The sequence below is a fragment of the Deltaproteobacteria bacterium genome (assembly GCA_029210625.1).
Lineage (GTDB): Bacteria > Myxococcota > Myxococcia > SLRQ01 > SLRQ01 > JARGFU01.
The window spans coordinates 85,773-110,643 of sequence record JARGFU010000020.1 but is presented as its reverse complement, the minus strand read 5'-3'; the positions used below and the strand labels follow the sequence as shown (position 1 = coordinate 110,643).

25 protein-coding genes and 2 tRNA genes are annotated in these 24,871 nt (G+C 71.9%); 19 read left to right on the top strand and 8 right to left on the bottom strand.

The genetic code is table 11. The features are described 5' to 3' along the window. Positions 1-118: 118 nt before the first annotated feature. From P1V51_18600 to gltX, 5 genes are all read right to left on the bottom strand, one after another. Positions 119-193 (bottom strand) — tRNA-Glu (locus P1V51_18600). 125 nt (positions 194-318) lie between these two features. After that, positions 319-389: transfer RNA gene (locus P1V51_18595), tRNA-Gln, on the bottom strand. Between the two features lie 10 nt (positions 390-399). After that, the gene (locus tag P1V51_18590; GenBank protein ID MDF1565054.1) at positions 400-699 is read right to left on the bottom strand and encodes a hypothetical protein; all 300 of its coding nucleotides are present in this window, start codon (positions 697-699) and stop codon (positions 400-402) included. 147 nt (positions 700-846) lie between these two features. Beyond that, positions 847-1,623 carry a CPBP family intramembrane metalloprotease gene (locus tag P1V51_18585; protein ID MDF1565053.1) on the bottom strand — a complete coding sequence of 259 codons (777 nt, stop codon included), beginning with the start codon at positions 1,621-1,623 and terminating at the stop codon, positions 847-849. Further along, on the bottom strand, positions 1,620-3,062 hold the full coding sequence (gene gltX, locus P1V51_18580) for a glutamate--tRNA ligase (GenBank protein MDF1565052.1): 1,443 nt from the start codon (positions 3,060-3,062) through the stop codon (positions 1,620-1,622). The genes P1V51_18585 and gltX overlap by 4 nt, the downstream gene beginning before the upstream one ends. Positions 3,063-3,140: 78 nt before the next feature. Between gltX and P1V51_18575 the strand changes: the two genes are divergently transcribed. Genes P1V51_18575 through P1V51_18560 form a run of 4 tightly spaced genes read left to right on the top strand, consistent with a single transcriptional unit; the run spans position 3,141 to position 8,980 of the window. Further along, positions 3,141-3,728 (top strand): hypothetical protein, encoded by a 588-nt coding sequence (locus P1V51_18575; protein ID MDF1565051.1) that lies wholly within the window; start codon positions 3,141-3,143, stop codon positions 3,726-3,728. Further along, a complete protein-coding gene (locus P1V51_18570) occupies positions 3,725-4,759 on the top strand; it encodes a hypothetical protein (GenBank protein ID MDF1565050.1) in 1,035 nt (344 codons plus the stop codon). Before P1V51_18575 ends, P1V51_18570 begins: the two co-directional genes overlap by 4 nt. Then, positions 4,756-6,981, top strand: coding sequence for a matrixin family metalloprotease (locus tag P1V51_18565; GenBank protein MDF1565049.1), 2,226 nt, complete (start codon positions 4,756-4,758; stop codon positions 6,979-6,981). Before P1V51_18570 ends, P1V51_18565 begins: the two co-directional genes overlap by 4 nt. Before the next feature lie 37 nt (positions 6,982-7,018). Beyond that, positions 7,019-8,980, top strand: coding sequence for a serine/threonine-protein kinase (locus P1V51_18560; GenBank protein MDF1565048.1), 1,962 nt, complete (start codon positions 7,019-7,021; stop codon positions 8,978-8,980). 197 nt (positions 8,981-9,177) lie between these two features. On the opposite strand, the gene dnaK is transcribed toward P1V51_18560, so the two are convergent. Continuing rightward, complete coding sequence (gene dnaK, locus P1V51_18555; GenBank protein ID MDF1565047.1) at positions 9,178-11,088, bottom strand: molecular chaperone DnaK; 1,911 nt, start codon at positions 11,086-11,088, stop codon at positions 9,178-9,180. Between the two features lie 125 nt (positions 11,089-11,213). On the opposite strand from dnaK, the gene P1V51_18550 reads away from it, so the two are divergent. From P1V51_18550 to P1V51_18515, 8 genes are read left to right on the top strand one after another with little or no spacing between them, the layout of a single operon-like run. Next, positions 11,214-11,816 (top strand): RNA polymerase sigma factor, encoded by a 603-nt coding sequence (locus P1V51_18550; GenBank protein MDF1565046.1) that lies wholly within the window; start codon positions 11,214-11,216, stop codon positions 11,814-11,816. After that, a complete protein-coding gene (locus P1V51_18545) occupies positions 11,813-12,568 on the top strand; it encodes an NrsF family protein (GenBank protein MDF1565045.1) in 756 nt (251 codons plus the stop codon). Before P1V51_18550 ends, P1V51_18545 begins: the two co-directional genes overlap by 4 nt. Positions 12,569-12,592: 24 nt before the next feature. Next, positions 12,593-13,000 (top strand): TerB family tellurite resistance protein, encoded by a 408-nt coding sequence (locus P1V51_18540; protein MDF1565044.1) that lies wholly within the window; start codon positions 12,593-12,595, stop codon positions 12,998-13,000. A gap of 4 nt (positions 13,001-13,004) precedes the next feature. After that, entirely contained in the window at positions 13,005-13,454 is a 450-nt protein-coding gene (locus P1V51_18535; GenBank protein MDF1565043.1) for a universal stress protein, read from the top strand. After that, positions 13,451-13,879 (top strand): hypothetical protein, encoded by a 429-nt coding sequence (locus P1V51_18530; protein ID MDF1565042.1) that lies wholly within the window; start codon positions 13,451-13,453, stop codon positions 13,877-13,879. The genes P1V51_18535 and P1V51_18530 overlap by 4 nt, the downstream gene beginning before the upstream one ends. A gap of 47 nt (positions 13,880-13,926) precedes the next feature. Then, entirely contained in the window at positions 13,927-15,390 is a 1,464-nt protein-coding gene (locus P1V51_18525; protein MDF1565041.1) for an adenylate/guanylate cyclase domain-containing protein, read from the top strand. Then, positions 15,387-16,379 (top strand): hypothetical protein, encoded by a 993-nt coding sequence (locus P1V51_18520; protein MDF1565040.1) that lies wholly within the window; start codon positions 15,387-15,389, stop codon positions 16,377-16,379. Before P1V51_18525 ends, P1V51_18520 begins: the two co-directional genes overlap by 4 nt. Positions 16,380-16,393: 14 nt before the next feature. Further along, positions 16,394-16,915, top strand: a complete 522-nt coding sequence (locus P1V51_18515) for a HEAT repeat domain-containing protein (GenBank protein ID MDF1565039.1) — start codon at positions 16,394-16,396, stop codon at positions 16,913-16,915. A gap of 44 nt (positions 16,916-16,959) precedes the next feature. Here the strand turns inward: P1V51_18515 and P1V51_18510 are convergent, their stop codons facing one another. Next, positions 16,960-17,427 (bottom strand): hypothetical protein, encoded by a 468-nt coding sequence (locus P1V51_18510; protein MDF1565038.1) that lies wholly within the window; start codon positions 17,425-17,427, stop codon positions 16,960-16,962. A 155-nt stretch (positions 17,428-17,582) separates the two neighbouring features. Here P1V51_18510 and P1V51_18505 point away from each other — a divergent pair, with 155 nt between their 5' ends. After that, positions 17,583-18,053: a transcriptional repressor gene (locus P1V51_18505; protein MDF1565037.1), complete on the top strand. Its 471-nt coding sequence runs from the start codon at positions 17,583-17,585 to the stop codon at positions 18,051-18,053. Positions 18,054-18,057: 4 nt separating this feature from the next. On the opposite strand, the gene P1V51_18500 is transcribed toward P1V51_18505, so the two are convergent. Further along, positions 18,058-19,032: a metallophosphoesterase gene (locus P1V51_18500; protein MDF1565036.1), complete on the bottom strand. Its 975-nt coding sequence runs from the start codon at positions 19,030-19,032 to the stop codon at positions 18,058-18,060. Between the two features lie 29 nt (positions 19,033-19,061). Here P1V51_18500 and P1V51_18495 point away from each other — a divergent pair, with 29 nt between their 5' ends. The 6 genes from P1V51_18495 (at position 19,062) to P1V51_18470 (ending at position 24,816) form a co-directional block, all read left to right on the top strand. Then, the gene (locus tag P1V51_18495; GenBank protein MDF1565035.1) at positions 19,062-19,595 is read left to right on the top strand and encodes a TlpA disulfide reductase family protein; all 534 of its coding nucleotides are present in this window, start codon (positions 19,062-19,064) and stop codon (positions 19,593-19,595) included. 39 nt (positions 19,596-19,634) lie between these two features. Then, positions 19,635-20,243: a MotA/TolQ/ExbB proton channel family protein gene (locus P1V51_18490; GenBank protein MDF1565034.1), complete on the top strand. Its 609-nt coding sequence runs from the start codon at positions 19,635-19,637 to the stop codon at positions 20,241-20,243. Continuing rightward, positions 20,240-20,659 carry a biopolymer transporter ExbD gene (locus P1V51_18485; protein MDF1565033.1) on the top strand — a complete coding sequence of 140 codons (420 nt, stop codon included), beginning with the start codon at positions 20,240-20,242 and terminating at the stop codon, positions 20,657-20,659. Before P1V51_18490 ends, P1V51_18485 begins: the two co-directional genes overlap by 4 nt. A 103-nt stretch (positions 20,660-20,762) precedes the next feature. Further along, the gene (locus P1V51_18480; GenBank protein MDF1565032.1) at positions 20,763-21,029 is read left to right on the top strand and encodes a septum formation initiator family protein; all 267 of its coding nucleotides are present in this window, start codon (positions 20,763-20,765) and stop codon (positions 21,027-21,029) included. Beyond that, positions 21,026-23,320 carry a diguanylate cyclase gene (locus tag P1V51_18475; protein MDF1565031.1) on the top strand — a complete coding sequence of 765 codons (2,295 nt, stop codon included), beginning with the start codon at positions 21,026-21,028 and terminating at the stop codon, positions 23,318-23,320. Before P1V51_18480 ends, P1V51_18475 begins: the two co-directional genes overlap by 4 nt. A 176-nt stretch (positions 23,321-23,496) precedes the next feature. Then, positions 23,497-24,816, top strand: a complete 1,320-nt coding sequence (locus P1V51_18470; GenBank protein ID MDF1565030.1) for a PhoH family protein — start codon at positions 23,497-23,499, stop codon at positions 24,814-24,816. Positions 24,817-24,871 lie beyond the last annotated feature (55 nt).

Sequence of the window (24,871 nt, the reverse complement as noted above, 5' to 3'; positions counted from 1 at the left end):
ACGCCTCGATCTTCTCGACCACCGGTACGCTCTCGGCCTGCCGCAGCAGCTTGTGAAGGGGTGCGGCCGGAGCCTCGACGGAAAAAAGAAACCCCCCGACGAATCGGGGGGTTTCAGCTGGTGACCCCTACGGGACTCGAACCCATGTTTTCGGCGTGAGAGGCCGACGTCCTAACCGCTAGACGAAGGGGCCATCTTTACTGCTCTCACGTGGACGACTCTATACGACAGAACTTCCAGGAAGCGAAACCCAAAATCGCCCCGGAGCCGAAGAGCAACCGGGCTGGATAGAACTGCCTGTATTCAACAAGGGAAATATTGGGATGCAAGGATTCGAACCTTGATTAACGGGGCCAGAACCCGTCGTCCTGCCGTTAGACGACATCCCAGTATGCGTAGTTATTTACCGGACTTCTTCGGAGCTGTCTTCGCCTCTTTCTCGCGTTCCACGACGAAGAAGCGGACCTCGCCCGACTCGAGCTGGTAGACGTTGATCCCGTCCCAGTCGGCCTTCTTCTTCCTGTTCTTCAGGTGGAAGGCCTTGATGCCCGGCTTGTTCACGATGCGGATCCGCGGGTACTCCCACTTGGCGTAGGTCCGGTCGAGCCACTTCAGGGTGGCGTCCCAGTCCCACGGTGAGCGGTAGCGATGCTCCTCGAGCTTCTTCACCCACTTGGGGAGGGTGGCCCCGAGATCCATGGTGTATTCGGCTGCTGACACGCTCCCCGGGAGGAGCAACAGGGCCCCCGCCAGCGCGAGGGAGGCGGCTACATAGCGAGCCTTCCTTGGGGTGTCAATCACGACGTTCCTTCTAGATTCCGTCGCCCGGCGCTGTCAAATGCGGGGCTAGGACTTGATGCGGGCGAGGGCGCAGGTCAGGTCCATGAAGCCGGCCACCGCGGCGTGGAGGAAGGCGCCCCACCAGAAGGAGCGGGTCCGCAGCGCCAGCACGCAGAGGGCCACCCCGGCGATGATCGAGGCGAAGGCCTCGACCTCGGGCTTGCCGGTGTGCATCAGCACGAAGGGCATCAGCTGCACCCAGATGGCGTGGTTGCCCATCCGCTTGTGGAGGCCGAAGAGGAGGTAGCCCCGGAAGAGGAACTCCCAGGCCACGAAGTAGAACCAGTAGCCGGGCTCGTAGAGCCAGAAGTGGCTCCAGGAGCGCACCGCGTCCCGATCCAGGGGGTAGGTGAGGCGGAAGGCGTCCGTCTGGGCGAAGTAGAGGACCAGCGGCACCATGATCACGAAGAAGAAGCCCGAGACCTTCAGGCCCAGGCGCCAGTCGCCCAGCCCCAGCCCGTACTCCGAGAGCTTCTCGCTCTTCAGGAGCACCACGACCAGGAAGGGCAGCAGGCCGTAGCAGACGAAGGAGGCGGCGAACCAGTAGACGTGGTCGTAGACCGGCTCCAGGGGCCAGTCGCGGAACGCCCCGCGGAAGTAGCGGTGGTAGGCGCCGACGGTGCCGTGGTAGCGCGAGAGCAGGAGCCCGGCGCAGCCCACCGCGACGATCACGAAGGCGCCGAGGTCGAGGCCGTCGAAGCTGTCGCCGACCCCCTCGACCAGGAAGCGCTTGCCCCGGGCGTAGAGCCCCCTCCCCCCGGCCTCGGCTCCGGCGCTGCTCACGCCTCGCCCGCCGCGTCCATCATCCCCAGGGCGGTGTCGATCCGGGCCAGGGCCTCGTCGCGGCCCACCATGGCGATGGTCTCGAAGATGCCCGGCGAGGCCGTGCCGCCCACCAGGGCCACCCGGAGGGGCTGGGCCACCTTGCCCAGGCCCAGCGCGTTGGCCTCGGCGTAGCCGCGGGCCCACTCCTCCATGGCCTCGGCGTCGTAGGGGTCGAGGCCGGCGAGCTGGTCGCGGGCCGCCTGGAGCTGGGGCCTGAACTTCGGGTCGAGGAACTTCTTCACCGCCTTCTCGTCCCAGCTCTCGACGCCGGAGCGGTAGTAGACGGTCGCGCTCTCGGCCATCTCCTGCAGGGTGCCCACCCGCGGCTGCAGGGCGGCGATGATCGCCAGCAGCTTCTCGTCGGCGCTGGCCTCGAAGCCGAGGCCGGCGAGGCGCTCCACGATCTCCGGGGCCAGGGCCGAAGGTTCGCTCTCCTTGATCCAGTGCTGGTTGAGCCAGGTGAGCTTCTCGGGGTTGAAGACCGCCGCCGACTTGGAGACCCGGGAGAAGTCGAAGTGCTCGAGGAGGTCCTCGAGGCTGAAGACCTCGGTCTTGTCGTCGAGGGACCAGCCCAGGCGCACCAGGTAGTTCACCATGGCGTGGGGCAGGTAGCCCAGATCCCGGTACACGCTGACGCTCACCGCGCCGTGGCGCTTGGAGAGGCGCTTCTTGTCGTCGCCCAGGATCATCGGCAGGTGGGCGAACTTCGGCGGCTCGTAGCCCAGGGCCTGGTACATCAGGATCTGCCGGGCGGTGTTGTTGATGTGGTCGTCGCCGCGGGCCACCACGTCGATCTCCATGGTGGCGTCGTCCACGACGCAGCCGAAGTTGTAGAGGGGGACGCCGTCCTTGCGGAGGATGACCTCGTCCTGGAGGGTTTCGTGGGGCGTGGTGATCCGGCCCCGGACCAGGTCCTCGAAGGTGGTGCTGCCCAGCTCGGGCATCTTGATGCGCACCACGTAGTCCTCGTCCTCCGACACCGCCTGGTCCCGGCAGGTGCCCGGGTAGCGGAACTGCACGTTCGCCTCGGCCGCGGCCTCGCGCAGGAGGTCGAGCTCGGCCTGGCTGCAGCGGCACCGGTAGGCCTTGCCCCCGGCGATCAGGCGCTCGGCGTGCTCGCGGTAGAGCGCCTTGCGCTCGGTCTGCACGTAGGGGCCGTAGTCGCCCCCCTTCAGGGGACCCTCGTCCCAGTCGAGGCCGAGGTAGCGCAGGCCGTCGAAGATCGCGGCCGTCGACTCCTCGGTGGAGCGGGCCTGATCGGTGTCCTCGATCCGCAGCACGAAGGTGCCGCCGAGCTTGCGGGCGATCAGCCAGTTGAAGAGGGCCGTCCGGGCACCGCCGAGGTGGAGGTAGCCGGTCGGGGAGGGGGCGAAGCGGAGGCGGGGCTTTCCGGACATGGTGGCCGCAATTAGCACCTCCTCCCCCGGCAAATCCACCGTCCCGCACGCCCCCCGCCCATTGCTATGGTGCAGGGGATGCTCTCCGCGCGACTCCACCTGGCGGCCCTCGCCCTGGCCCTACTGCCGGCGCTCCCCGTGGGCGCGGACACCTCCAGCCCGGTGGGCCTCCAGGAGGTGGTGCGCCGCGCGGCGGCGGAGGCGAGCGTGGTGTGCACCGGCGAGGTCCTCGAGGCCCGGGCGGTCTCGGTGGATCAGGGGCGGAAGATCCTGACCCTGGTGCGGCTCGCGCCCACCACCTTCTTCCGCGGCGCCGGGGAGGCCGCCCCCGCCGAGCTGGAGATCGTGCTGCCCGGCGGAGATCTGGGCGAGCTGGGCCAGCGGGTGGGGGCCGTGCCCCGGGTCGAGGCGGGAGACCGCCTCCTCCTCTTCCTGCGGCCCCGGCCCGGCGGCGCGCGGGCGCGCCTCGACCTCACCCTCCTGGGCGCCTCGATCTGGCGGCTGCGGGGCGAGGGCGCCGGGGCCGAGGCCGTGCTCGAGCCGGACGCCGTCCGGCTGGCCACCCGTCCGGGCGAGCCGCGGGCGGAGGTCGGCGAGCTGCGCCTGACCCTCGCCGAGCTGCCCCGGCTGCTCGAGGCCGAGATCGGGGAGGGCGGCCGGCCATGAGGTGCGCGCGGGCCATCCTCGCGCTCGGCGGGGCGCTGCTGACCCTCGGTCCGCCCTCCGCCGCCCGGGCCTACGAGCACTACGCCGGGCCCGGCGGGGAGCCCCTGCGCTGGGCGAGCTTCCCCGTGCCCTACCGCCTCGGCCCGACCGAGCGCCGGTGCGAGGAGCGGCTGCGCCTCCTGCGCCGCGGCTTCGAGGCCTGGATGGCGCCGCCCGACTCGCCGGTGGCCCTGCGCTACGAGGGTCCGATCGACGAGGCCTTCGTCAGCGGCGATGGGGAGAGCTCGGCGGTGGTGCTCGAGGCGGTCGGCTGGCCGCCCGAGCTGGGGGACGCCCGCACCACCGCCGGGGCGACCCTCCACCTGAGCGCCGCCGGAACGAGCCAGCTGCTCGAGGCGGACCTCGGCCTGAACGCCGTGGAATTCAACTGGGCGGACGAGACTCCGGCGGCCGACGCCCTGGATCTCTGGTCGGTGGTGACCCACGAGGTCGGGCACCTCCTGGGCCTCGAGCACGCCTGCGACGGACCGGGGCCGATCCGCTGCGCCGACGCTCCGGCCTCGATCCGGGAGGCGGCCCTCTTCCCCGCGGCCAGCCCCGGCGACACCTCCCGCCGCCGCCCGGCCGCCGACGACCTCGCCGGCCTGCGCGCGCTCTACGGACCGGGCACCGGCGCGCCTCCCCACGCCACGGTGATCGTCGAGGGCTGTGCGCTGACGCTGCGAGTCGAGCCGGCGCCCGGCGAGCCCGAGCCCGAGGTCCTGCTGAGCGAGAGCGAGACCGGGGAGGCGATCGGACCCTCCGGCCTCGATCCGCTCACCACCTCCCCGGGCCGCAGCTGGGACGTCACCCTGCGGGGCGCGAACGGCAAGGAGCGCACCCACTTCGCCGCGCTCACCCTCCCGGAGAGCTGTCTGCCGGAGGAGGAGACGGGCTGCGCCACGTCCAACCAGGGGGCGCCGCCCACGCTCGCGCTCGCGCTCGTGCTCGCGCTCGGCCTCTCCCTGAAGACCCCGGGGGCCCGGGCATGAGAGCCCTCGTCGCCCTAGCCCTCGCCCTGGCCGCCCTGGTCCTGACGGCGCTCCCCGCGCCCGCGGAGGCCTGCGTCCGCACCCGCACCGCCCCCGGCGGCCCCTGCCTCTACTGGGGCCTGCGCACGGTGCCCATCCACGTGAACCAGGCGGGCAGCGACGACCTGGGCGACGGCAGCGACTTCGACGCCGTCGAGCGCGGGGTGGGGCAGTGGACCGGCGCGGCCTGCAGCGACTTCGCCTTCGAATACCGCGGCCTGACCTCCCACACCGACGTCGGCTTCCGGGTGGCGGATCCCGACAACCAGAACCTGATCGTCTGGCGCGAGGCCCTCTGTCGCGAGGTGGTCCCGGCCTCGGACCCCTGCTGGTCCTGCCTCGACACCGGCGGCGAGTGCTGCGGCTCGGCCTATGACTGCTGGGAGCACCCCCGGGGGGTCATCGCCGTGACCACCACCACCTTCAGCCGGATCACCGGGTCGCTGGTGGACGCGGACATCGAGCTCAACGGCGTGGACTACTGGTTCACCGCCCTCGACGCGCCGACCTGCGACGATCCCCTGCCGCCCCCGCGCTGCCTGCAGGACAGCGACTGCCTCGCCAGCGAGCGCTGCTTCCAGGACGAGTGCCTCGCCACCGGTTGCGTGCGCACCGACATCGAGAACACCGTCACCCACGAGGCCGGCCACATCGTCGGCCTCGATCACTCCGCGGTGCCCCTCTCGACCATGTACGCCTCGGCGCCGCAGGGAGAGATCCTCAAGCGCAGCCTCGAGGACGACGACCTGGAGTGCTTCTGCGACACCTACCCGATCGACGCCCCCACGGTGACCTGCTTCGGCCGGGAGGTGACCTTCACCCCGGTGGATCAGAAGAAGGACACGCGGGGCTGCCGGGGCTGCGCCTCCGGGGCCGGGGCGAGCGGCGGGCTCCTCGCCGGCCTCCTGCTCCTGGCGCTCCTCGCCCTTCGGCGGCGGGGCCTGCCCCTGGCCCTGCTCCTCGCGCTCTCGCCCGCCGGGGCCCGGGCGCACCTGCTGAACGTGCAGCCGGACCTCGACGCCTGGGTGGCCCGGGGCGAGCTGGTGGGCCTGGCCAGCGCGGTGGAGGCCCCGGTCCCCTGCGGCGCCGGGGCGCGGCCGGCCATCCAGGAGGTGGTCATCGAGGTGCTGGTGGACGAGGAGCGCACCCGCCCCCTGGCGGACACCCTCCTGCGCAAGGAGAGCGTGGCGGTGCTCCTCGGGGACGATCACGCCCCGGCCCTGCCCCGGGGCAAGCTCGGCGCGATCGTGCTCTTGCCCGCGGGAGAGGAGAGCGCCTGCTCGTCGCTCCCGCAGTGGCAGGTGGCCACGCCCGGCCCGCCCTCGCCGGTGGTCGAGCGGGAGACCGACTGGATGAACTACCTCGGGGGCGTGGTCGGCCTGCCCGACGCCGGCGCCGCCCGGCGCTCGGCCCTGGAGGCGCTCTGGCTGGAGGCCCTGGGCAAGGAGGACGCCACCCTCATCGCGCACGCCACCGCCCGCCTGGCGACCCTGGGCGAGCTGCCCGCCGAGGTGCGGCGCCGCCTCGCCTCGATCGCCGCGGACGATCGACACGACCGGGCGGTGCGCCTGCAGGCCCTGCAGCTCGCGGGCGCGGAGCTGGACGTGCCCACGGCGCGGGCGCTCCTTGCCGATCCCGATCTGGAGCTCGCCGAGGCCAGCCTCGGCCTGCTCCTCGAGGCGAGCGCCGAGCGGCAGGGCGCCCTCGAGGACGAGCTGACGGCCCTGCGCACCGGCGGGCGCGACACTCCCCGGGCGGTGATCCTCGAGGCCGCGAGCCTGGCGGTCCTCGCCGGCAGCGGCAACCCGGTCCACCGGGAGCCCCTGGCCGAGCTCCTCTCCCACCGCCTCTTCAAGGCCCGCCGCTGGGCGGTGCTCGGCCTGGGCGCGCTGGCCCGGAAGGGGGACGTGGTCTCGTCGCGGATGCTGGCGCAGCGGTGGAGGGAGGAGCCCGACGCCCGGATCCGCGCGGTGATCGAGGTCGAGCTCGGCGGCCGCCCGGAGGCGCAGGGGGAGGGCGCCCTCGCCCAGAGCGCGCGCTCGCAGGAGGAGAAGCAGGAGGTCCGGCGCCGGACCAGCAACCTCGGCCTGCGGATGATCTTCGTCCTCCTCGGCCTGCTGGCCCTGACCGGGATGCTGGTCCTCCCCCGGATCCGGCCCCTGAAGCCGCCTCCCTCGCATTGACCTGCCAGGAAGGCGCCGCCTACCATCGATCTTCGTGATGGACCCGACTCAGTACGGGCGCTACGAGCTCGTCAAGCGCCTCGCGGCCGGGGGCATGGCCCAGGTGTGGCTCGCCCGTCAGTCGGGGCTCGAGGGCTTCGAGAAGCTCCTGGTGGTCAAGCAGGTGCTCCCGCACCTGGCGGGCACCCCCGAGTTCGTCACGATGTTCCTCGACGAGGCTCGGCTGGCCGCGAAGCTCACCCACCCCAACGTCGTCCAGGTCTTCGATCTGGGGCGGGAGGAGGACGAGAACGGCGAGGAGACCCTCTACATCGCCATGGAGTACGTCCACGGCGAGGATCTCCGGCGCCTGGACCGCGCCTCGCGCAAGGCCCGCAACCCCATCCCCCTGCCGCTGGTCTGCCGGATCATCGGCGACGCGGCGGCCGGGCTGCACTACGCCCACAGCCTCTCCACCGGGGACGGCCGGCCGCTGGGGATCGTCCACCGCGACGTCTCGCCCCAGAACGTGCTGGTGACCTTCGACGGCGGGGTGAAGGTGGTCGACTTCGGCATCGCCAAGGCCGCCGACCGGGCGAGCAAGACCCGCTCGGGGGTGCTCAAGGGGAAGTACGCCTACATGTCGCCGGAGCAGGCCTCGGGGCAGGAGCTCGACGCCCGCAGCGACGTCTTCGCCCTGGGGATCATGCTCTTCGAGCTGATCACCGGGCAGCGCCTCTTCAAGCGCAAGTCCGAGATCCTCACCCTCCACGCGGTGGTCCGCTGCGACGTCCCGCGGCCGAAGGATCTCAACCCGATCATCCCCGACGAGCTCGACCAGATCTGCCGGGCCGCGCTGGTGAAGGATCCGGAGGACCGCTTCGCCTCCGCCGAGGCCTTCCAGCTCGCCCTCGAGGACTTCCTGGTGCACCTCGGGGAGCCCGCCAGCAGCGCGCACCTCGCCGCCTACGTCCGGGATGTCTTCGCCGACCGACTCCAGCAGGAGGTGGACGAGGGCGGGCCGGTGGCCTACCTCTCCCGGCGCACCCTCACCAGCTCCCGCTCCATCGGTCTGGCCGGCGGCACCCCCTCGGGCACCCGCTCCGGGACGCGCTACCAGCGCGAGGGGGACTCGCGGGTGGAGCCGGATCCCTCCGTCGCCGTGACCGCCTCGGTCTCCGGGCAGGGGCAGGGGGTGACGACCTCCGGGCCGCCGCCGCCTCCCGTCGAAGCGGAGCTCGAGCCCGGCAGCGCCTCTCGCGTCGTGCAGGGCCTCACCGCCCGCAAGAACCTCACCCTCGGCGCGGCGGCGCTGGTGCTGGGGCTCTCCGCCTTCGGGATCGGGCTCGCGGTCTTCGGCCGGAGCAGCGAGACCCCGGACGATCCCCCTTCCGCGCTGGCCGCGGTGGTCCCGGGGAGAGGTGATCCGGCGGCGGCCGATCCCGTGCCGGCCCCCCCCGCCGATCCCGATCCCGCGCCCCCGGCCGATCCCCTGCCGGCCCCGGATCCGGATCCCGCTCCGGCCGTGGAGGCCGATCCGGTCGAGCCCGGACCCGATCCCGAGGGCGCCGCCGTCGAGGAGCCGAAGGCGCCGACCCGGGGCCGCCTGCAGCTCGCGCTCTCCCCGGCCCGCACCCGGGCCGAGATCCGGGTGGGGAAGGGCTGGCGGAAGCTCTCCTCCGGTCAGAGCCTCCCGCCGGGCACCCACTCCGTTCGCCTGACCCTCCCCGACGGCAGCACCCACGAGGAGAGCGTGAAGATCGTCGCCGGGCGCACCGCCACCCTCCAGCGCAGCTTCGAGCCGGGGAGCGTGCGGGTCCTGATCACCCGGCCCTTCGGGGCCGGCGGAACCGTGAAGGTGCGCGGCCGGAAGGTCGGCGTCATCCCCGGACCCGCCATCGAGCTCTACCCCGGCACCCATACCCTCTCGGTCGTGTCCGAGGACGGGAGCAAGACGGTGACGAAGAAGGTGACGGTGAAGGCGGGGAAGGAAGAGTCGATCGCCGTCGTCTTCGACTAGCCCTCCGAGAACGTACACGTACACGTACACGTGCTCGGTCGCTTCCAGGTGCAGGTCGACGCCGCCGGGCACCAGGGAGAACCCGTGCACGTGCGCGTGTACGTGTACGTGTACGCGGGTGGAACGATGACGGAATGAAGAAGGCCCCCGCCCACCGGACGGAGGCCTTCCTCTTCATCAGCCGAGAAGGGAGGAAGCTACCCCTCCTTGCTCTCCTCGAACTCCGCGTCGACGACGTCGTCGTCGCTCGCGCTGCTCTCGCCGCCGCTGGTGTCCTCGGCGCCCTCGTCGGAGTCGTCGGAGGTGCTCGAGGTGGCCGCGTACATCTCCTCGGCCATCTTGTGGGAGGCGCTGGTGAGCTCCTCCATGGCGGTCTCGATGGCCTCGGCGTCGTCACCGGGGAGGACCTTCTTCAGGGCCTCGAGCTTCTCCTCGACGTTCTTGCGGACGTCCTCGGAGATCTTGTCCTTGTGCTCGGCGAGGGTCTTCTCGGTGGCGTAGGCCAGGGTGTCGGCGCGGTTGCGCGCCTCGATCTCGGCCCGCTTCTTCTCGTCCTCGGCCTCGTGGGCCTCGGCGTCCTTCACGGCCTGCTCGATCTCGGAGTCGGAGAGGCCCGAGCTGGCGGTGATGGTGATCTTCTGCTCCTTGCCGGTGGCCTTGTCCGAGGCGGAGACGTGGACGATGCCGTTGGCGTCGATGTCGAAGGTCACCTCGACCTGGGGCACGCCCCGCGGCGCGGGCGGGATGCCGTCGAGGTGGAAGCGCCCGAGGGTGCGGTTGTCCTTCGCCATGGGGCGCTCGCCCTGGAGGACGTGCACCTCGACGCTGGTCTGGCTGTCGGCGGCGGTGGAGAAGATCTCCGACTTGCGCGTCGGGATGGTGGTGTTCCGCGCGATGAGGGGGGTCATCACGCCGCCCAGGGTCTCGATGCCCAGGGAGAGCGGGGTGACGTCGAGGAGGAGGATGTCCTTCACCTCACCGGAGAGCACGCCGGCCTGCACCGCGGCACCCACCGCGACGACCTCGTCGGGGTTCACCGAGCGGTTCGGCTCCTTGCCGAAGAACTGCTTCACCAGCTCGTTGATCTTCGGGATGCGGGTCGAGCCACCGACCATCACCACCTCGTCGATCTGGGAGGCCTTCTTGTCGGCGTCCTCGAGGGCCTTCTTGCAGGGGTCGAGGGTGCGCTTGAAGAGGTCCTCGCAGATCTGCTCGAGCTTCGCCCGGCTGATCTTCAGCTGGAGGTGCTTGGGGCCGCTCTGGTCGGCGGTGAGGAAGGGCAGGTTGACCTCGGTCTCCAGCACGCTGGAGAGCTCGATCTTCGCCTTCTCGGCGGCCTCCTTGAGGCGCTGGATGACCATCTTGTCGCTGGAGACGTCGATGCCCTGGTCCTTCTTGAACTCGGCGATCAGGTACTCGATGATCCGCTGGTCGATGTTGTCGCCGCCGAGGTGGGTGTCGCCGTTGGTCGAGATGACCTCGACCACGTTCTCGCCCACCTCGAGGATCGAGATGTCGAAGGTGCCGCCGCCGAAGTCGAAGACGGCGATGATCTCGTCGGACTTCTTGTCGAGGCCGTAGGCCAGCGCCGCGGCGGTCGGCTCGTTCACGATCCGCTTGACGTCGAGGCCGGCGATCTTGCCGGCGTCCTTGGTGGCCTGGCGCTGGCTGTCGTTGAAGTAGGCCGGCACCGTGATCACGGCCTCACTGACGGTCTCACCGAGGTAGTTCTCGGCGGCCCGCTTCAGCTTCTGGAGGATCTTGGCGCTGATCTCGGGGGGAGAGATCTCCTTGCCGTCGATCTCGACCTGGGCGTCGCCGTTCTTCGACTTGACGACCTTGTAGGGGACCATGTTGGTCTCTTCGCGGACCTCGTTGTACTTCCGGCCCATGAAGCGCTTGATCGAGTAGACGGTGTGCTCGGGGTTGGTGATGGCCTGGCGCTTGGCCACCTGGCCCACCAGCACCTCACCATCCTTGGCGTAGCCCACCACCGAGGGGGTGGTGCGGCCGCCCTCCTCGTTCGTGATGACCTTCGGCTCGCTGCCTTCCATCACCGCGACCACGCTGTTGGTCGTTCCCAGGTCGATTCCGATGATCTTTCCCATCTCGATTGCCTTTCTCGTGCTTCGTTGCCGGGCCCTCGGGGCCCTGGACCGTGTTCGCAAGTGAAGGTAACCATGCCCTCCGGGGCGTCAAGGCGCGGGATCGGGTCCGTAACCTCGGGCGGGGGATGAGCGAAGCAGACCAGAGAGATGTGCAGGCAGCCGAGCACATGCGCCGCTACCAGGGCGGTGAGCGAGGGGCCTTCGAGGCCCTGGTGGCCCTCCTCGGGCCGGCCCTCCACCGCTTCTTCCTCCACGGCTTCCCGGATCCGGGGCTGGCCGACGACCTCTACCAGGAGACCTGGATGAAGGTGCACGCCGCCCGCCACACCCACCGCCCGGGTGAGCCCGTCCTGCCCTGGATCTACGGGATCGCCCGCCACGTCTCCGCCGACGCCCGCCGCCGCCACGCCCGCCACCGCCGGCGCGTCGAGGCCAGCGCGGCGGTCGTCCACACCCTCGGTCCGGAGGGGGGCACGGCCCGGCCAGCCGACGCCGAGGCCCGCACCGAGAGCGCCCAGCTCCTCTCCCGGGCCCTGGCCGAGCTGCCCCCCCAGCAGCGCGAGGCCCTGATCCTCCTCAAGATCGAGGGGCTCAGCGTGGCCGAGGCCGCCCGGGCCGCGGGCGTCAGCGAGGGGGCCCTCAAGGTGAGGGCCCACCGGGCCTACGCCCGGGTGAGGGCCTTCGTCGAGGCCGCCGGCGGCGGGCCGCGAGGGGAGGGGACGTCATGATCGAGCGCGACGACCTGCACCTCGAGGACCTGGACCTCTCTCCCCTGACCGGCGCGGCCCCGGCCCCGCCGCCCCTCCGGCCGGAGGTGCTGGCAGCGGTGGGCGAGGCGCCCGCCCCGGTGAGCCCGATCTGGCCCACCTGGGCCCGGGTGGGCCTGGCGGCCGGCAGCGGGGCCCTGATCTCGCTCGTGGCCCTGGCGATGACCACGAGCCGGGAGGCCCCCACCTGGCTGGGGCTGGCCTGGATCGGCCTGGCCGGGATCTGGGTGGCCGTCACCGTGGGCCTGACCTGGTTGACCCTCCTCGAGGCGCGCCCCGAGGTGAGCGAGGCCGGCGGGATCCGCGCCGGGGTGGTGGTCCTCGTGGGGCTCGCCTTCGGAGGCTACGCCCTGGCCGAGGAGCTCCTCGACCACGGGCGGATCGGGATCCCGGGCGCCGCCGAGCTCCTGGAGGGGGCCCGCACCTGCCTGGCCCTGGGCTCGATCCTGGAGCTGGGCCCGGTGATCCTGATCTTCTTCCTCCTCCTGCGAGGGGCGACCTTCCACCCGGTGCGGGCGGGCGCCCTGGGGGGGATCGCCGCGGCGGGCTGGTCGGTGCTGGTGCTGACCCTCCACTGCCCGAGCACCTCCCTGCTGCACGTTCTGCCCTTCCACCTGGGGGTCGCCCTGGTCTGGGGTCTGCTGGGCGCCGGGCTGGGGCTGGTGGTGCGGGCCCGCCGCGGTCGCTTCCCCGTCGCGGCGGCCCGGGGTTAGAGTCGCAGCCATGCGAGGTGAAACGTGAAGCTGACGCGAGACGAGGTGCGGGGTGTCTTCGGGGTCCTGATCCACACGATGGATCTCGATCACCAGCGCTCCCAGGACGAGCGGCAGTTCCTCATGGGCTTCCTGGAGGCGATCTCCCGCGACCCCGAGGATCTCGAGCCGATGATCCGCGACCTGCGCGAGCACACGTCGATCGACGACCACGTGGCCCGGATCGAGAGCCGCAAGGCCCGGATCTACGCCCTCCAGCAGGGGCTGCTCCTCGCCCTCTCGGACGGTGACTACCGGCTGGTCGAGCGGGAGGGGCTGCGGCAGCTGGCCGACCGCCTCGGCGTCGACGAGGTCCTCTTCGACGAGCTGGAGCGGTGGGCCCTCGAGGGCTCGGCCTGGCAGATCCACGGCGCGGCCCTCCTGGCCCGCTGACGTCATGTACAAGCGGATCCTCCTGCCCACCGACTTCTCCGAGCACAGCGAGCGGGCCTTCACCCACGCCCGTGAGCTGGCGAAGCTCTGCGGGGCGGAGCTGATCGTCATGCACGCCTTCGATCGGCCCTCCCCGCCGGGGATGCACGCCGCCGGCAAGGCACGCCGCGCCTACCTCGACGAGGCCGCCGCCGAGGCGAAGGCCCGGCTGGAGGAGTGGGCCGGCCGCTGCGAGACCAACGGCTGCCGGCGGATCTCGGTCGAGGGGAAGCCCTGGGTGGAGATCCTGGCCGCCGCCGAGCGCGAGGACATCGACCTCATCTGCATGGCCTCCCACGGGCGCGGTGGCGTCGGCGGCCTGCTGGTGGGGAGCGTCGCCGAGCGCGTCCTCCACCGGGCCACCTGCCCGGTCCTGATCATCCGCCCCGAGGGGCCCCCCTGGAGGCCCGAATGATGCCCTCCCTGGCCCGCCTCGCTCCCCTGGCGCTCCTCCTCGGGGCCGCCCTCCTCGTCAGCGCCTGCCCCTCCAGCCGTCCGCCGCGCGGCGGCCAGCAGAGCCCCCAGAAGGCGGTCGTCGCCCGGCTGGACGCCCTGCAGGATCAGGACGCCCAGCGGATGGTCGAGCTCTCGCCCCCGGGCCTGGACGAGAAGCAGCGCGAGGAGCTGCGCATCGATCTGGGCGGCCGCCTCGGCGCCTACCAGCGCCTGCCCGACACCCCCTTCGCCCTCTCCGAGCCCCAGGGCGACGACGCCACGGCCCGGATCACCCTCGGCCGCCGTACGGGGGGCGGCACCGTCGAGCTGGTCCTCGAGCTCGAGCAGGTCGGCTCCAAGTGGTACGTGAAGCCGCCCCGGATCGACGAGGTCCCCGCCGGCTAGGGGGCGAAAACCGGACGCTGTGGGGGACCAGGGATAGGATGGGGCCCATGCCCCAGGTTCCCCCGGAGGCGGTCGCGCTGCCGCCCGTCAAGCGCAGCCTGCGCTTCAAGCTGATGGGCTTCGCCGCCCTGGTGGCCCTCCTGGGCGGGGGCCTGCCGGCGGGCTACCTGGTCCTGCGCGCCCGCGGCGCCGAGCGGGCGCGGATCGGGGCCCAGCTCAAGCAGCTGGGCAGCACCATCGCCGGGGGCGGCCTCTTCGCCGACGGCAGCGGCGGGATCGACCCGGCGGCGCTCGCGGCCTTCGTCGACAACGCCCCCTCCCTGCGCCTGCCCCTGGCCTACGTGGTGGTGGTGGACGAGGAGGGGCGGGTCGACACCGGCGCCTCGGCCCTCTCGCCGGTGGTCCTGCGGGAGATCGATCCCGCCCTGGCCGACGTCTGGATCGCCGGGGGCCATGCGCAGGTGCTGGAGCAGCTCGCCGCGGGCAGCGCCAAGGTGAACGTCCACCAGAGCCTGGCCGTCAAGCTGAAGACCCCCTCGGGGGAGGTCCTGGGGCAGCTGCGGATCGGGATGTCCACCCTGGAGGCCGATCGCCGGGCCCGCGTCGCGCTCCTCCAGAGCGCCGGGCTCGTGGGGGGCTTGATGATCCTCGCCCTGGGGATGGCGATCTTCCTCTCGGGGCGCCTCGCCGGCCCGATCCGCCGGGTGGCGGACGCCATGGGGCGGGTGGCCGAGGGGGATCTCGAGCAGGGGGTGCCGCCCCTGGAGACCCGCGACGAGGTGGGGCGCCTGGCGGCCGCCTTCAACGTGATGGTCGCGGGCCTCAAGCAACGCGAGCGGCTGCGCTCCACCCTGGGGCGCTACGTCTCCGACGAGATCGCCGAGCACCTCCTGGGCGGCAAGGAGGGGGAGGCCGACCTCTCGGGCGAGACCCGCCAGGTGACCGTGCTCTTCCTCGACATGCGCGACTTCAGCAGCACCTCCGAGCGCGAGGATCCCCACGTGATCTTCACCCTGCTCAACGCCTACTTCGAGATCATCGTGGACGCCGTGAACCGCCACCACGGGGTCATCAACAAGTTCATCGGCGACGCGATCATGGCGGTGTGGGGCGCCCCCCGGGCCGTGCCCGACCCCGAGCTCAACGCCGTGCGGACCGCCTGGGAGATCCAGCAGCGGATCGGCGCGCTCAACTGGCAGCGCCACCAGGACGGCAAGCTGGTGGTGAACGTGGGCATCGGCATCAACACCGGCCTCGCGGTCGCCGGCAACGTCGGGGCCGAGAGCCGGATGGAGTACACGGTCATCGGCCACACCGTGAACATGGCCCAGCGCTTCGAGAGCGCCGCCGGCCCCGGCCAGATCCTCATCTCGCCCCAGACCCACTCGCAGCTCGGCGATCGCGTGCAGACGCGCGCCCTGCCCCCCACCCGGGTGAAGGGTCGCAGCGAGCCCATCATCCTCCACGAGATCCTCGACGTCCCCTCGGCCCCCGAGAGGAGCCCCTCATGAGACACGCCCTGCTCCCGCCGCTCGCGCTCTGCGCGCTCCTGCTCGCCCTCCCCGGCTGCCCGGAAGAGGGAGGACAGGACGACGAGCTCACCATCGTGGTCCAGGCGGACACCGAGAAGCTCGAGAGCGAGGCCCGGCAGATCGCCGAGCGCGAGGCCGAGCTGAAGCGCCAGCGCCAGGAGATCCTGAGCGCCCGCAAGAAGCTCCTGGACGACGGCACCCAGAGCAGCGATCTGCGGGCCCTGGTCGAGCAGCAGCGCAAGCTCCTGGAGCGGGAGGCGGCGATCTCCCAGCGGGAGGCCGAGATCGACTCCCAGCGCGCCGTGCTCGACGCCGAGAAGACCCGCCTGATCACCCAGGGGGCGCGGCCCCGGGACGTGGGGGCCACCCCGGCGCCGGTCTCCCCGGCCGGTGGGGGCGTGGATCCGGAGGCCAGCCGCAAGCTCGTCGAGCGGGAGGGCAAGATGGCGGGCCGCGAGGCGGACCTCGCGCGGCGGGAGAAGGCGCTGGCCGAGCGGGAGGCCGCCCTGGCCCTGCGGGAGGCTGCCCTCGCCGGGGCCGCCGCGCCCGCGCGGGTGGCCGCGAGCGATCCCGGCCGGCGGGTGGGCCGCAAGGAGGTCGAGCGGGATCACAAGAAGGCCCGGCAGACGATGCGCGCCCGCGGGATCCTCCCGAGCGATCTCACCGGGGACGCCTCGAACCTGCAGCAGCAGATCTACCAGCACAGCAAGGCGGGCCGCTGGCTGCAGGCCGCCGACGCCGTCGAGGAGTTCGAGCGCGCGGTGCAGGCCATCGCCATCGACGAGGCCTTCATCCAGGCCAAGATGGCGCGGCTGAACGCCGCCCGGAAGAAGGCCAAGCTCAACGCCGAGAAGCGCACCAAGGTCGACTCGGTCCTCGCCTCGGCCACCGGCGCCTTCGCCGACGGGCGTCACGGCGAGGCGAACCAGCGGCTCAACGAGATCTTCGGCATCCTCCAGGGCCGGTGAGGTAGGACCAAAAAATGCCACGTCGTCTCGTCGTCGCCGCCGGTCTGGCCTGGATCCCCTTCCTGCGCATCGCCGCCTGGGCGCTGCTCTTCGCGAGCGTGTGGATCACCGTGCTGGGGTTGCCCCTGCCGGTGGAGGCCCGGATCCAGGCCGGCACCCTGCCACGCTGGATCCACGTCGTCCCGCCCGCCGTCTTCGGCTGCTTCGTGCTGGCCTTCGGCGTCTACCGCTTCACCCTGGTCCGCAAGGGCCGCTACAACGCCGGCAAGGCCTTCGTGCAGTTCGGCCTGGCGGTGCTGGTGCTCACCTGGGTGGGGTCCACCTGCGTGCAGCGCTACCAGGCCGCGCCGATCACGCTCCCGGCGCCGGTGGCGCTGATGCCCCTCCTCGAATCCACCGACCCCGCCGTGCGGGCCGTGGCCTGCGAGGCCCTGGCCGCCCGGGGCGGGGGAGAGGAGGCGGGGGAGCTGGCGCGGCGCCTGGCCGACGAGGATCCCGATCCCCGCGTCCGCAGCGCCTGCGCCCGCGTTCCCTGATGGGTCCGGGGGAGCACCGCTCCCCCGTCGACCCGGATCGTCGATCAGCCGCCCAGGGCGGTCGCGATCTTCAGGCCGAGGCCGTTGGCGGCGCCGGTGCCGGCGTCACCCTGGCCGACGCGCTCCTGGAAGCGCCACTTCAGCTCGCCGGTGTTGGCGTCGGTGGCGGTCAGGTTGATCACGCCGCTGGCGCCCACGCTGCTGGCCTTGACCGAGAGCTTGAGCACCGGGGCCGCGGCGCCGGCCGGGATGGCGGTCACGCCGGTGCAGCCACCGGAGCGCAGGCCGTCGAGGAGCGAGCGCTGGAGCGCGCCGGCGTTGAAGCCACCCGCGGTGACCAGGGGCATCTCGGCCAGGACGATCCAGCCGCCGCAGGTCGGGGTGGTCGGGGCCGGCGGCGGCGGGGGCGGAGCGTCGGTGACGACGTTCTCGTTCTTCTTCTGCTTGCCGCCACAGGCGGCGGCGGTCAGGGCGAGGGCGAAGATGCTGGCGAAGGCGATCAGGCGCTTCATGGGGGGTTCCTCCCGTTTTGTTCCCCTCTCGATTAGGGGCGAGGGTGGGCCGGTGTCAATGGCGCCCTCGCCGCCCCGCTCACGGGGCGTGACCGGAGGCGCGCTCGGTATTAGGTTCTCAAAATCGTTCTCCGGACCGAAAGAGGGAGGCCGGCGTGAGCCAGGACAAGAACGGGACGAGCACCGACGAGGATCAGAACCTGGATCCCAGGGAGGCCCTGCGCGCCTACCTGAGTGAGCAGGGGCTGAAGTCCACCCGCCAGCGCGATCTGATCGTCGACGTCTTCTTCGCCAGCGAGGAGCACCTCCGGGTCGACGAGCTCCTCTCCCGGGTCCGGGCGATCGATCCCAAGGTCAGCCAGGCGACGGTCTACCGCACCATCCGCCTCCTCAAGGAGTCCGGCCTCGCCCAGGAGCGGCACTTCGGCGACGGCCAGGCCCGCTACGAGCCCTCGGCCCAGGACGAGGACCACCACGACCACCTGATCTGCGTCGAGTGCGGCAAGATCGTCGAGTTCGTCGACACTCGGATCGAGAAGCTGCAGGAGGAGGTCGCGGGCGAGTACGGCTTCGCCGTGGTCAAGCACAAGATGGAGCTCTACGGGATCTGCGAGGAGTGCAGCTAGCCCGCTAGTCCTTGTCGCTCTTCTTCTCCCGCCGCCGCCGCAGGCGCTCGATCCGCTGCCGCCGCCGGAGCAGCTTCCGCGCCGAGGGCCGCTTCCCCTTGAGGGGCTCGCGCTCCGTCAACGGCTCGGGAATGCTCGCCGGTGGCAGGCCCAGCTCGAAGATCGTGATCTCCCGCTGCCCCGCCTGGCCCACGCGCAGCGGCATCACCGAGGCCCCGATCCCCGCGCTCACGTAGACCGCCCCCTCCTTGCCCGTGCGGCTGCCGTAGAGCCCGTGCACGTAGCGGTGGCCGGCGAAGCGGCCGAGGGCCAGCTCGTGCAGGCGGGCCACGGTCACCTGCCCGGCGTGGGTGTGACCCGAGAGGACGAGGGGGACGCCCCCGCGCCAGAGGGCCTCGGCCGCCTCCGGGACGTGGGAGAGGCCGAGGGTGGGCAGGCCCGGCTGGAGCTGCCGCAGCGCGCGGTCGGGCTGGGCGTGCGCCGTGTAGGCGTCGTCCAGGCCGAGGACCTGCAGCCGCTGGCCCTTCAGCTCCAGCACCGTGCAGGCGTTCCCCAGCACCTCGGCGCCGCCCCGCTGCAGGGCGCCGCGCACCTCGCCGACCCCCGCCCAGTGATCGTGGTTGCCCATCACCGCCAGCACCGGGGCCTCGATGCGCCGCACCAGCTCCTCGAGGAGGCTGAGGTAGACCTGCGAGTGGGCCACGTAGTCCCCCGTCAGGCAGACCAGATCGGGCGCGGCGTCGTTGGCCAGATCCACCGCGGTCCACTGCACCTCCTCGGGCGTGATCCGCCCGACGTGGAGGTCGGTGAGCTGGACCACCCGCAGGGGCTGCTCCAGGAGATCGGCGTGGCTCTGGCAGCCGGCGAAGCGCCGCTGCTGGAAGCGCAGCCGCGCCGCCCGCTGGTGGATCGCCTCGGCGGGATCGAAGCGCCGGCCGCGCCGTGGCGCGCGACCGCCGTCCTGGGCACCCTGGTCCATCCCACCCATCTTGGGGCAAGCTTCCCCTCGTGGCCAAGTCGTCTCGCCTTCTCTTCCCGATCTCCGCCCTGCTCCTCGCGGGGCTGGGCCTCCTGGGTCCCGGCGGCTGCCGCCCGGCGCCCGTGCCCGGCCCCGGCCGCGACCCGGGCTCGCCCGGCAGCGTGGTCCTGCCCACCCTGGAGGGCGGCACCTACCGCCTGGGGGACGGACGGGACGACGTCCTGGTGGTCACCTTCTTCGCCACCTGGTGCATGCCCTGCATCGCCGAGGTCCCCTACCTGCGGACCCTCCACCACCGGCCGGGGGTGCGGGTCGTCGGGATCTCGGTCGACGAGGGAGGGGAGAAGGTGCTGCGGCCCTTCCGGGACCACTTCGAGATCGACTACCCGATCCTCCTGGCCGACGAGGAGATGACCCTGGGCCGCTCGCCCTTCGGCCACATCCCCGGCATCCCCGCGACCTTCGTCCTCGATCGGCGGCGCGAGGTCCACGCGGCGATCCTCGGGGGCATCGCCCCGAGCACCTTCGACCCCATCCTGGCCGAGGCGGCCGGGAAGAAGTGATGGCGCCGCTGGTTCAGAGGCGATAGGGACGAGGACGCCATGTGGGAGATCATCACCAAGGGTGGCTGGCTGATGGTGCCGATCCTCCTGGGATCGGTGATCGGCCTGGGCGTCTTCCTCGAGCGCCTGCTGGCCCTCACGCGCGCGCGCGTCGCGCCGCCCGGGCTCGGCGACGAGGTCCGGCGCCTCCTCGTCGAGCAGGGAGAGGAGGCCGCCCTCGAGCGCTGCAAGGGCAGCGAGAGCAGCCTGGGCCGGGTGCTGGCGGAGGGGCTCGCCGCCCGGGGCCGGGGCCGTGAGCGCCAGAAGGAGCACCTGGAGGAGGCCGGCCGGCGCGAGGCCGCTCGCCTCGAGCGCTACGTCGGCGTGCTCGGGATCGTGGCCTCGATCGAGCCCCTCCTGGGGCTGCTGGGCACCGTGGTCGGCATGATCGCGGTCTTCCAGCGGGTGGTCAGCGCCGGGGTGGGGGATCCGGCGGTGCTCGCCGAGGGGATCTGGGCCGCGCTGATCACGACCGCCGCGGGCCTGACCGTCGCCATCCCCGCCTTCATCGCCTGGCGCTACCTCGACACCCGGGTCGGGGACCACCTGCGCGGCCTGGAGGAGGAGGCCCTGGCCCTGGTCGAGGCCATGGAGCAGGAGGCGGCGTGAACTTCGGCTCGAAGCGCCCCCGGGGCTTCGACGCCCGGATCGAGATCGCGCCGCTCATCGACGTGGTCTTCCTCCTGCTGATCTTCTTCCTGCTGACGACCTCCTTCGTGCAGCACCGCACCCTCGGGGTGGAGCTGCCCACCACCCGGGGCGAGCGCTCCCCGGAGCCCAGCGGCGCCATCGTGCTGGTCCTGCGGGAGGAGGGGAGCCTGCTCCACGAGGGGCGCCTCCTCGACGAGGCCGGGGTCGCGGCCCTGCTCTCGGGGGCCGCCGCCGCCTCGCCGCCCTCGCCGATCGTGCTCCAGGCCGACGAGTCGGTGCCCCACGGGCGGGTCGTCGAGGTGCTCGACCGGATCCAGCGGGCGGGCCTCCGGCACCTCTCGATCGCGACGAAGGCCGACGAGAAGGGGCTCTAGAGCCCCTCTCGCCGGGCAGGCTGCAACAGGTCTGTCACTTTCTGGACGCCCGGGATCCCGGTGCTACCATCCGGTCACCATGGTGCGCACTCGAGCTCGGAAGTTGACCGCCCTGCTTCTGGGGGCGGCGATCGCCCTCGCGGCGGCCTCCGCGCTCGGGGAGGGGGGCTTCGCCCGGGTGCAGCGTCTCCAGGACGAGCACGCCCGGGCCGAGGCCCGCAACGCCGCCCTGGCCGCCGAGAACGAGCAGCTGATCGCCCGGGTCGAGGCCCTGCGCGACGACCCCGAGATCATCGCCACGGTGGCCCGGGATCAGCTCGGCCTGGTGCGCCCGGGCGAGATCGTCATCCGCTTCGAGGTGGAAGAATGAGCTCTCCCACGGCCCGGGTGCGCGCGCCCTCGGTGAACCGGCCCAGCCTGCGGCCCACCCGCAACCGGACCCGCAGCCGCGGCCTGGACCTCTCCCGCAAGAGCGGGCTGGTCTCGCGCTTCTGGGCCCGGGGGCCCGGCCTCGCCCTGCGCCGCCCGGCCGCGCGGATCGCCGCCTTCTTCCTGGCCCACGGTGGGCTGGTCCTCGGGGCGCTGCTCACCGCTCACTGGATCCACGCCACGCCGCGCCTCACCGGCGAGCTCTCCCTCCTGGACGGCAGCCTGCTGGCCCTCACCGGGCTGGCCTTCGGCGCCTCGCTGGTCGCTCGCCTGCGCCGGGAGCAGCGGTCCCTGCAGCTCGACGCCCGCCCGGTGACGCTCTGGCGAGAGCTCGAGGTCTCCGCCCTGGCCCTCGCGGCCATCTGGTCCGGGCTGGCCCTCAGCGGGGGCGCGGCCTCCCCCTTGCGCCCCCTCCTCTTGCTGCTGGTGGCGGTCTACCTGCCCTGGCACGGGGCGCGGGCCTGCATCGTGACGGTGGCCGGCGTCCTCCTCTCCCTGCTGGTGGCGGCCGCCCACGACGGCACCCTCCAGGGCGCGCCCCTGCGGGTGGCCGCGGAGGGGGTCTTCGTCGTCCTCTTCGCCGCCCTCTACGACCTGGCCCTCTCCGGCCTGGTGAAGAGCGCGCGGGGCGCCGCTCGCAAGGGCCTCGACGCCTACCTCGCCGAGCTGGAGCAGCGCGCCCGCGAGTACCGGCTGATCGTCTCCCACGACGGCCCGGGGGACGTGGAGGCCGGACGGGAGAAGTGGCTCATCGCCTCGGTGGCCGAGGTCGAGGCCGCCGTGCGCGGCGCCCTGGAGGTGGCCGAGACCGCCCTGGACTGCCACACCGCCGCCGTCTACCTCCTCTCGCCCGACGGAGAGCGGATGCGGCTACGCGAGTGCCTGACGCGCTCCGAGAAGATCCGGCGCGAGCCCATCCTGGCCGGCGAGGGGCTGCCCGGCGTCGTCCTGAGCCGCGGCGCGCCGCTGCGGATCCACGGTGAGTTCCGGGGCGCGGTGCACGACGAGGGCTCGGTGCGCCCCCGCGCCTTCCTCGGCGTCCCCCTCCTGGCGAAGGTGCCCGGGCGGGAGAAGCCGCTGCCCCGGGGCGTGCTGCTGGTCGATCGCCTCGAGGATCGCCCCTTCGACGAGAGCGACGAGAAGCTGATGACCACCCTGGCCCGCGAGGTCCTGCGGGCCATCGAGGGCGAGCGGGTCCTGGGCTACATCCGGCGCGAGAAGGACGAGAAGGCGCGCTTCTTCCGCGCCATCGAGAAGCTCAACCTCCTCTCCAAGCCCGCCGAGATCTGCGAGCAGGTGGCGCGCCAGGCCCAGGAGGTCGCCCCCCTCGACTTCGTCGCCGTCACCCTCGTGCGGGAAGAGGGCGAGCAGGTGCAGCACAAGATCGTCGAGGCCCTGGGGACCGGCTCCGCCTCCCTGCGGGCCGAGGTCTTCGCCGACAACGCGGGCCTCGTCGCCAACGTCGTGCGCCTCGGCTCGACCCTGCCCGGGCGGGACTACCACGTCATGTCGAAGACGGTCGTCTTCGACGAGAAGCTGCCCCTCGAGGGCCTCTCCAGCTTGAAGGTCATCCCGATGACCGTGGGCGAGTCGGTGGTGGGCACCCTCGTCTGCGGCGCGGTGGGCGAGGGCGAGCTCGGTGAGGAGCCGGTGCGGATGCTGGGCGTGCTGGCCATGCAGGCGGCCGGCGCCATCGCCCGCGGCCGCCTCTTCGAGAAGACCGAGGAGCTGGCCACCACCGACGGGCTCACCGGCCTCTCCAATCACCGCCGTTTCCAGGAGGCCCTCGACGGCCACCTGGCCGCGGCCCGCCGCTACAGCCGCAGCTGCAGCCTGGTGATCACCGACGTCGATCACTTCAAGAGCGTCAACGACACCTACGGCCACCCGGTGGGAGACGAGGTGCTGCGCGGGTTCGCCGCGATCCTTCGCCGCGAGGCGCGAGACACCGACGTCGTCGCCCGCTACGGCGGCGAGGAGTTCGCGGTGATCCTCCCCGAGACCGATCTCGAGGGCGCCCGGGTGATCGCCGAGCGCATCCGGCAGGCCGTGGAGGCGACGGTCTTCCACACCGAGCTGGGCCCCCTGCAGGTCACCCTCTCCGCCGGCGTCGCGAGCTTCCCGGCCGTCGAGCAGGAGAAGCAGCCCCTGATCGATCACTGCGATCGGGCGCTCTACGCGGCGAAGCGCGGCGGCCGGAACCGGGTCGTGACGGCCGACACCGTTCGATAGCGGGGAGCGTCCGCCTCGAAACGGGTCGAAGGGTGTTCCCGTGACCCCCCGTTCCCGTCTACGATCGTGCTGTGACGAATCCATCAGGGTCGGAGAGGGTCGACACGGCAGTGAAGAGCGGGAGCGGGGAGCAGTCGGAGCCCGGAGGGGGCACCACCACGCGGTCATCGAACGGCGTGGCGAAGAACTTCATCCTCGATACCAACGTACTGCTCCACGATCCCCGGGCGCTCTTCAGCTTCGGGGACAACAACGTCGTGATCCCGATCTACGTGATCGAGGAGGTCGACAACTTCAAGCGGGACCTCACCGAGCTCGGCCGCAACGCCCGGCAGGTCTCTCGCTACCTGGACGAGCTCCGGGAGAAGGGGCAGCTGGCCGAGGGGGTCCCTCTCGACAACGGCGGCACGCTGCGGGTGGCCTTCACCGACCGGAAGATCCCGGCGGAGTTCGCCAACACCCATGAGATGGACAACCGGATCCTCTCGGTGGCCCTCGACACCCGCGACCGGAACCCGGAGGTGCCCACCACCTTCGTCACCATGGACTCCAACCTTCGTATTCGCGCCGACGCCCTCGGCGTGGAGGCGGAGAACTTCGAGAACGAGCCGGTCCACCAGATCTCCGAGCTCTACTCGGGGATGCAGGAGCTCACCGTCGAGCCCGGCGCCATCGATCGCTTCTACCGGGACAGCGTCATCGACGCGCCGGGTGAGATCGAGATGCGCCCCAACGAGCACGCCGTGCTCATCGACTCGGCGAACCCCTCGCATACGGCCCTGGCCAAGTACCGCGGCGCCGATCAGACCCTGCTGCCCCTGATCCGGGTCCCCAAGGAGGGGATCTGGGGCATCCGCCCTCGCAACAAGGAGCAGGCCTTCGCCCTCGACGTGCTGCTCAACGACGAGATCAGCCTGGTCACCATGGTGGGCAAGGCGGGCACCGGCAAGACCCTGCTGGCCATCGCCGCGGCCCTCCAGAAGGTGATGGAGGAGGGCGTCTACCACAAGCTCCTGGTGAGCCGGCCCATCTTCCCGATGGGGCGCGACATCGGCTACCTCCCCGGCGACGTCGAGGAGAAGCTCAACCCCTGGATGCAGCCCATCTACGACAACGTCGAGTTCCTGATGGGCCTCTCCCGGGCGGACAAGAAGGCCGGCCGCTCCTACCAGGAGCTGGTCGATCTGGGGATCATGTCCATCGAGCCGCTGACCTACATCCGCGGCCGCTCGATCCCCCAGCAGTACATCATCGTGGACGAGGCGCAGAACCTCACGCCCCACGAGGTGAAGACGATCATCACCCGCGCCGGTGACAACACGAAGATCGTGCTCACCGGCGACCCCTACCAGATCGACAACCCCTACGTGGACAGCACCAGCAACGGCCTGGTCCACGTGGTCCACCGCTTCATGAACGAGCCGATCGCCGGCCACGTCACCCTCACGAAGGGCGAGCGCTCCAAGCTCGCCGAGGCGGCGGCCAATCTGCTCTAGCTAGGCGGTGAGCTGGGGCCGGGAGAAGTCGAGGAGCTCGGCGGGCTGATCGGCC

Excerpts from the sequence above, each read along its gene's own strand:
- P1V51_18590 (MDF1565054.1), bottom strand. The coding sequence starts at position 699 with ATGGATCTCGGGGCCACCCTCCCCAAGTGGGTGAAGAAGCTCGAGGAG.
- gltX (MDF1565052.1), bottom strand. The coding sequence starts at position 3,062 with ATGTCCGGAAAGCCCCGCCTCCGCTTCGCCCCCTCCCCGACCGGCTAC.
- P1V51_18575 (MDF1565051.1), top strand. The coding sequence starts at position 3,141 with ATGCTCTCCGCGCGACTCCACCTGGCGGCCCTCGCCCTGGCCCTACTG.
- P1V51_18570 (MDF1565050.1), top strand. The coding sequence starts at position 3,725 with ATGAGGTGCGCGCGGGCCATCCTCGCGCTCGGCGGGGCGCTGCTGACC.
- P1V51_18565 (MDF1565049.1), top strand. The coding sequence starts at position 4,756 with ATGAGAGCCCTCGTCGCCCTAGCCCTCGCCCTGGCCGCCCTGGTCCTG.
- P1V51_18560 (MDF1565048.1), top strand. The coding sequence starts at position 7,019 with ATGGACCCGACTCAGTACGGGCGCTACGAGCTCGTCAAGCGCCTCGCG.
- dnaK (MDF1565047.1), bottom strand. The coding sequence starts at position 11,088 with ATGGGAAAGATCATCGGAATCGACCTGGGAACGACCAACAGCGTGGTC.
- P1V51_18550 (MDF1565046.1), top strand. The coding sequence starts at position 11,214 with ATGAGCGAAGCAGACCAGAGAGATGTGCAGGCAGCCGAGCACATGCGC.
- P1V51_18545 (MDF1565045.1), top strand. The coding sequence starts at position 11,813 with ATGATCGAGCGCGACGACCTGCACCTCGAGGACCTGGACCTCTCTCCC.
- P1V51_18535 (MDF1565043.1), top strand. The coding sequence starts at position 13,005 with ATGTACAAGCGGATCCTCCTGCCCACCGACTTCTCCGAGCACAGCGAG.
- P1V51_18530 (MDF1565042.1), top strand. The coding sequence starts at position 13,451 with ATGATGCCCTCCCTGGCCCGCCTCGCTCCCCTGGCGCTCCTCCTCGGG.
- P1V51_18525 (MDF1565041.1), top strand. The coding sequence starts at position 13,927 with ATGCCCCAGGTTCCCCCGGAGGCGGTCGCGCTGCCGCCCGTCAAGCGC.
- P1V51_18520 (MDF1565040.1), top strand. The coding sequence starts at position 15,387 with ATGAGACACGCCCTGCTCCCGCCGCTCGCGCTCTGCGCGCTCCTGCTC.
- P1V51_18515 (MDF1565039.1), top strand. The coding sequence starts at position 16,394 with ATGCCACGTCGTCTCGTCGTCGCCGCCGGTCTGGCCTGGATCCCCTTC.
- P1V51_18510 (MDF1565038.1), bottom strand. The coding sequence starts at position 17,427 with ATGAAGCGCCTGATCGCCTTCGCCAGCATCTTCGCCCTCGCCCTGACC.
- P1V51_18500 (MDF1565036.1), bottom strand. The coding sequence starts at position 19,032 with ATGGACCAGGGTGCCCAGGACGGCGGTCGCGCGCCACGGCGCGGCCGG.
- P1V51_18490 (MDF1565034.1), top strand. The coding sequence starts at position 19,635 with ATGTGGGAGATCATCACCAAGGGTGGCTGGCTGATGGTGCCGATCCTC.
- P1V51_18475 (MDF1565031.1), top strand. The coding sequence starts at position 21,026 with ATGAGCTCTCCCACGGCCCGGGTGCGCGCGCCCTCGGTGAACCGGCCC.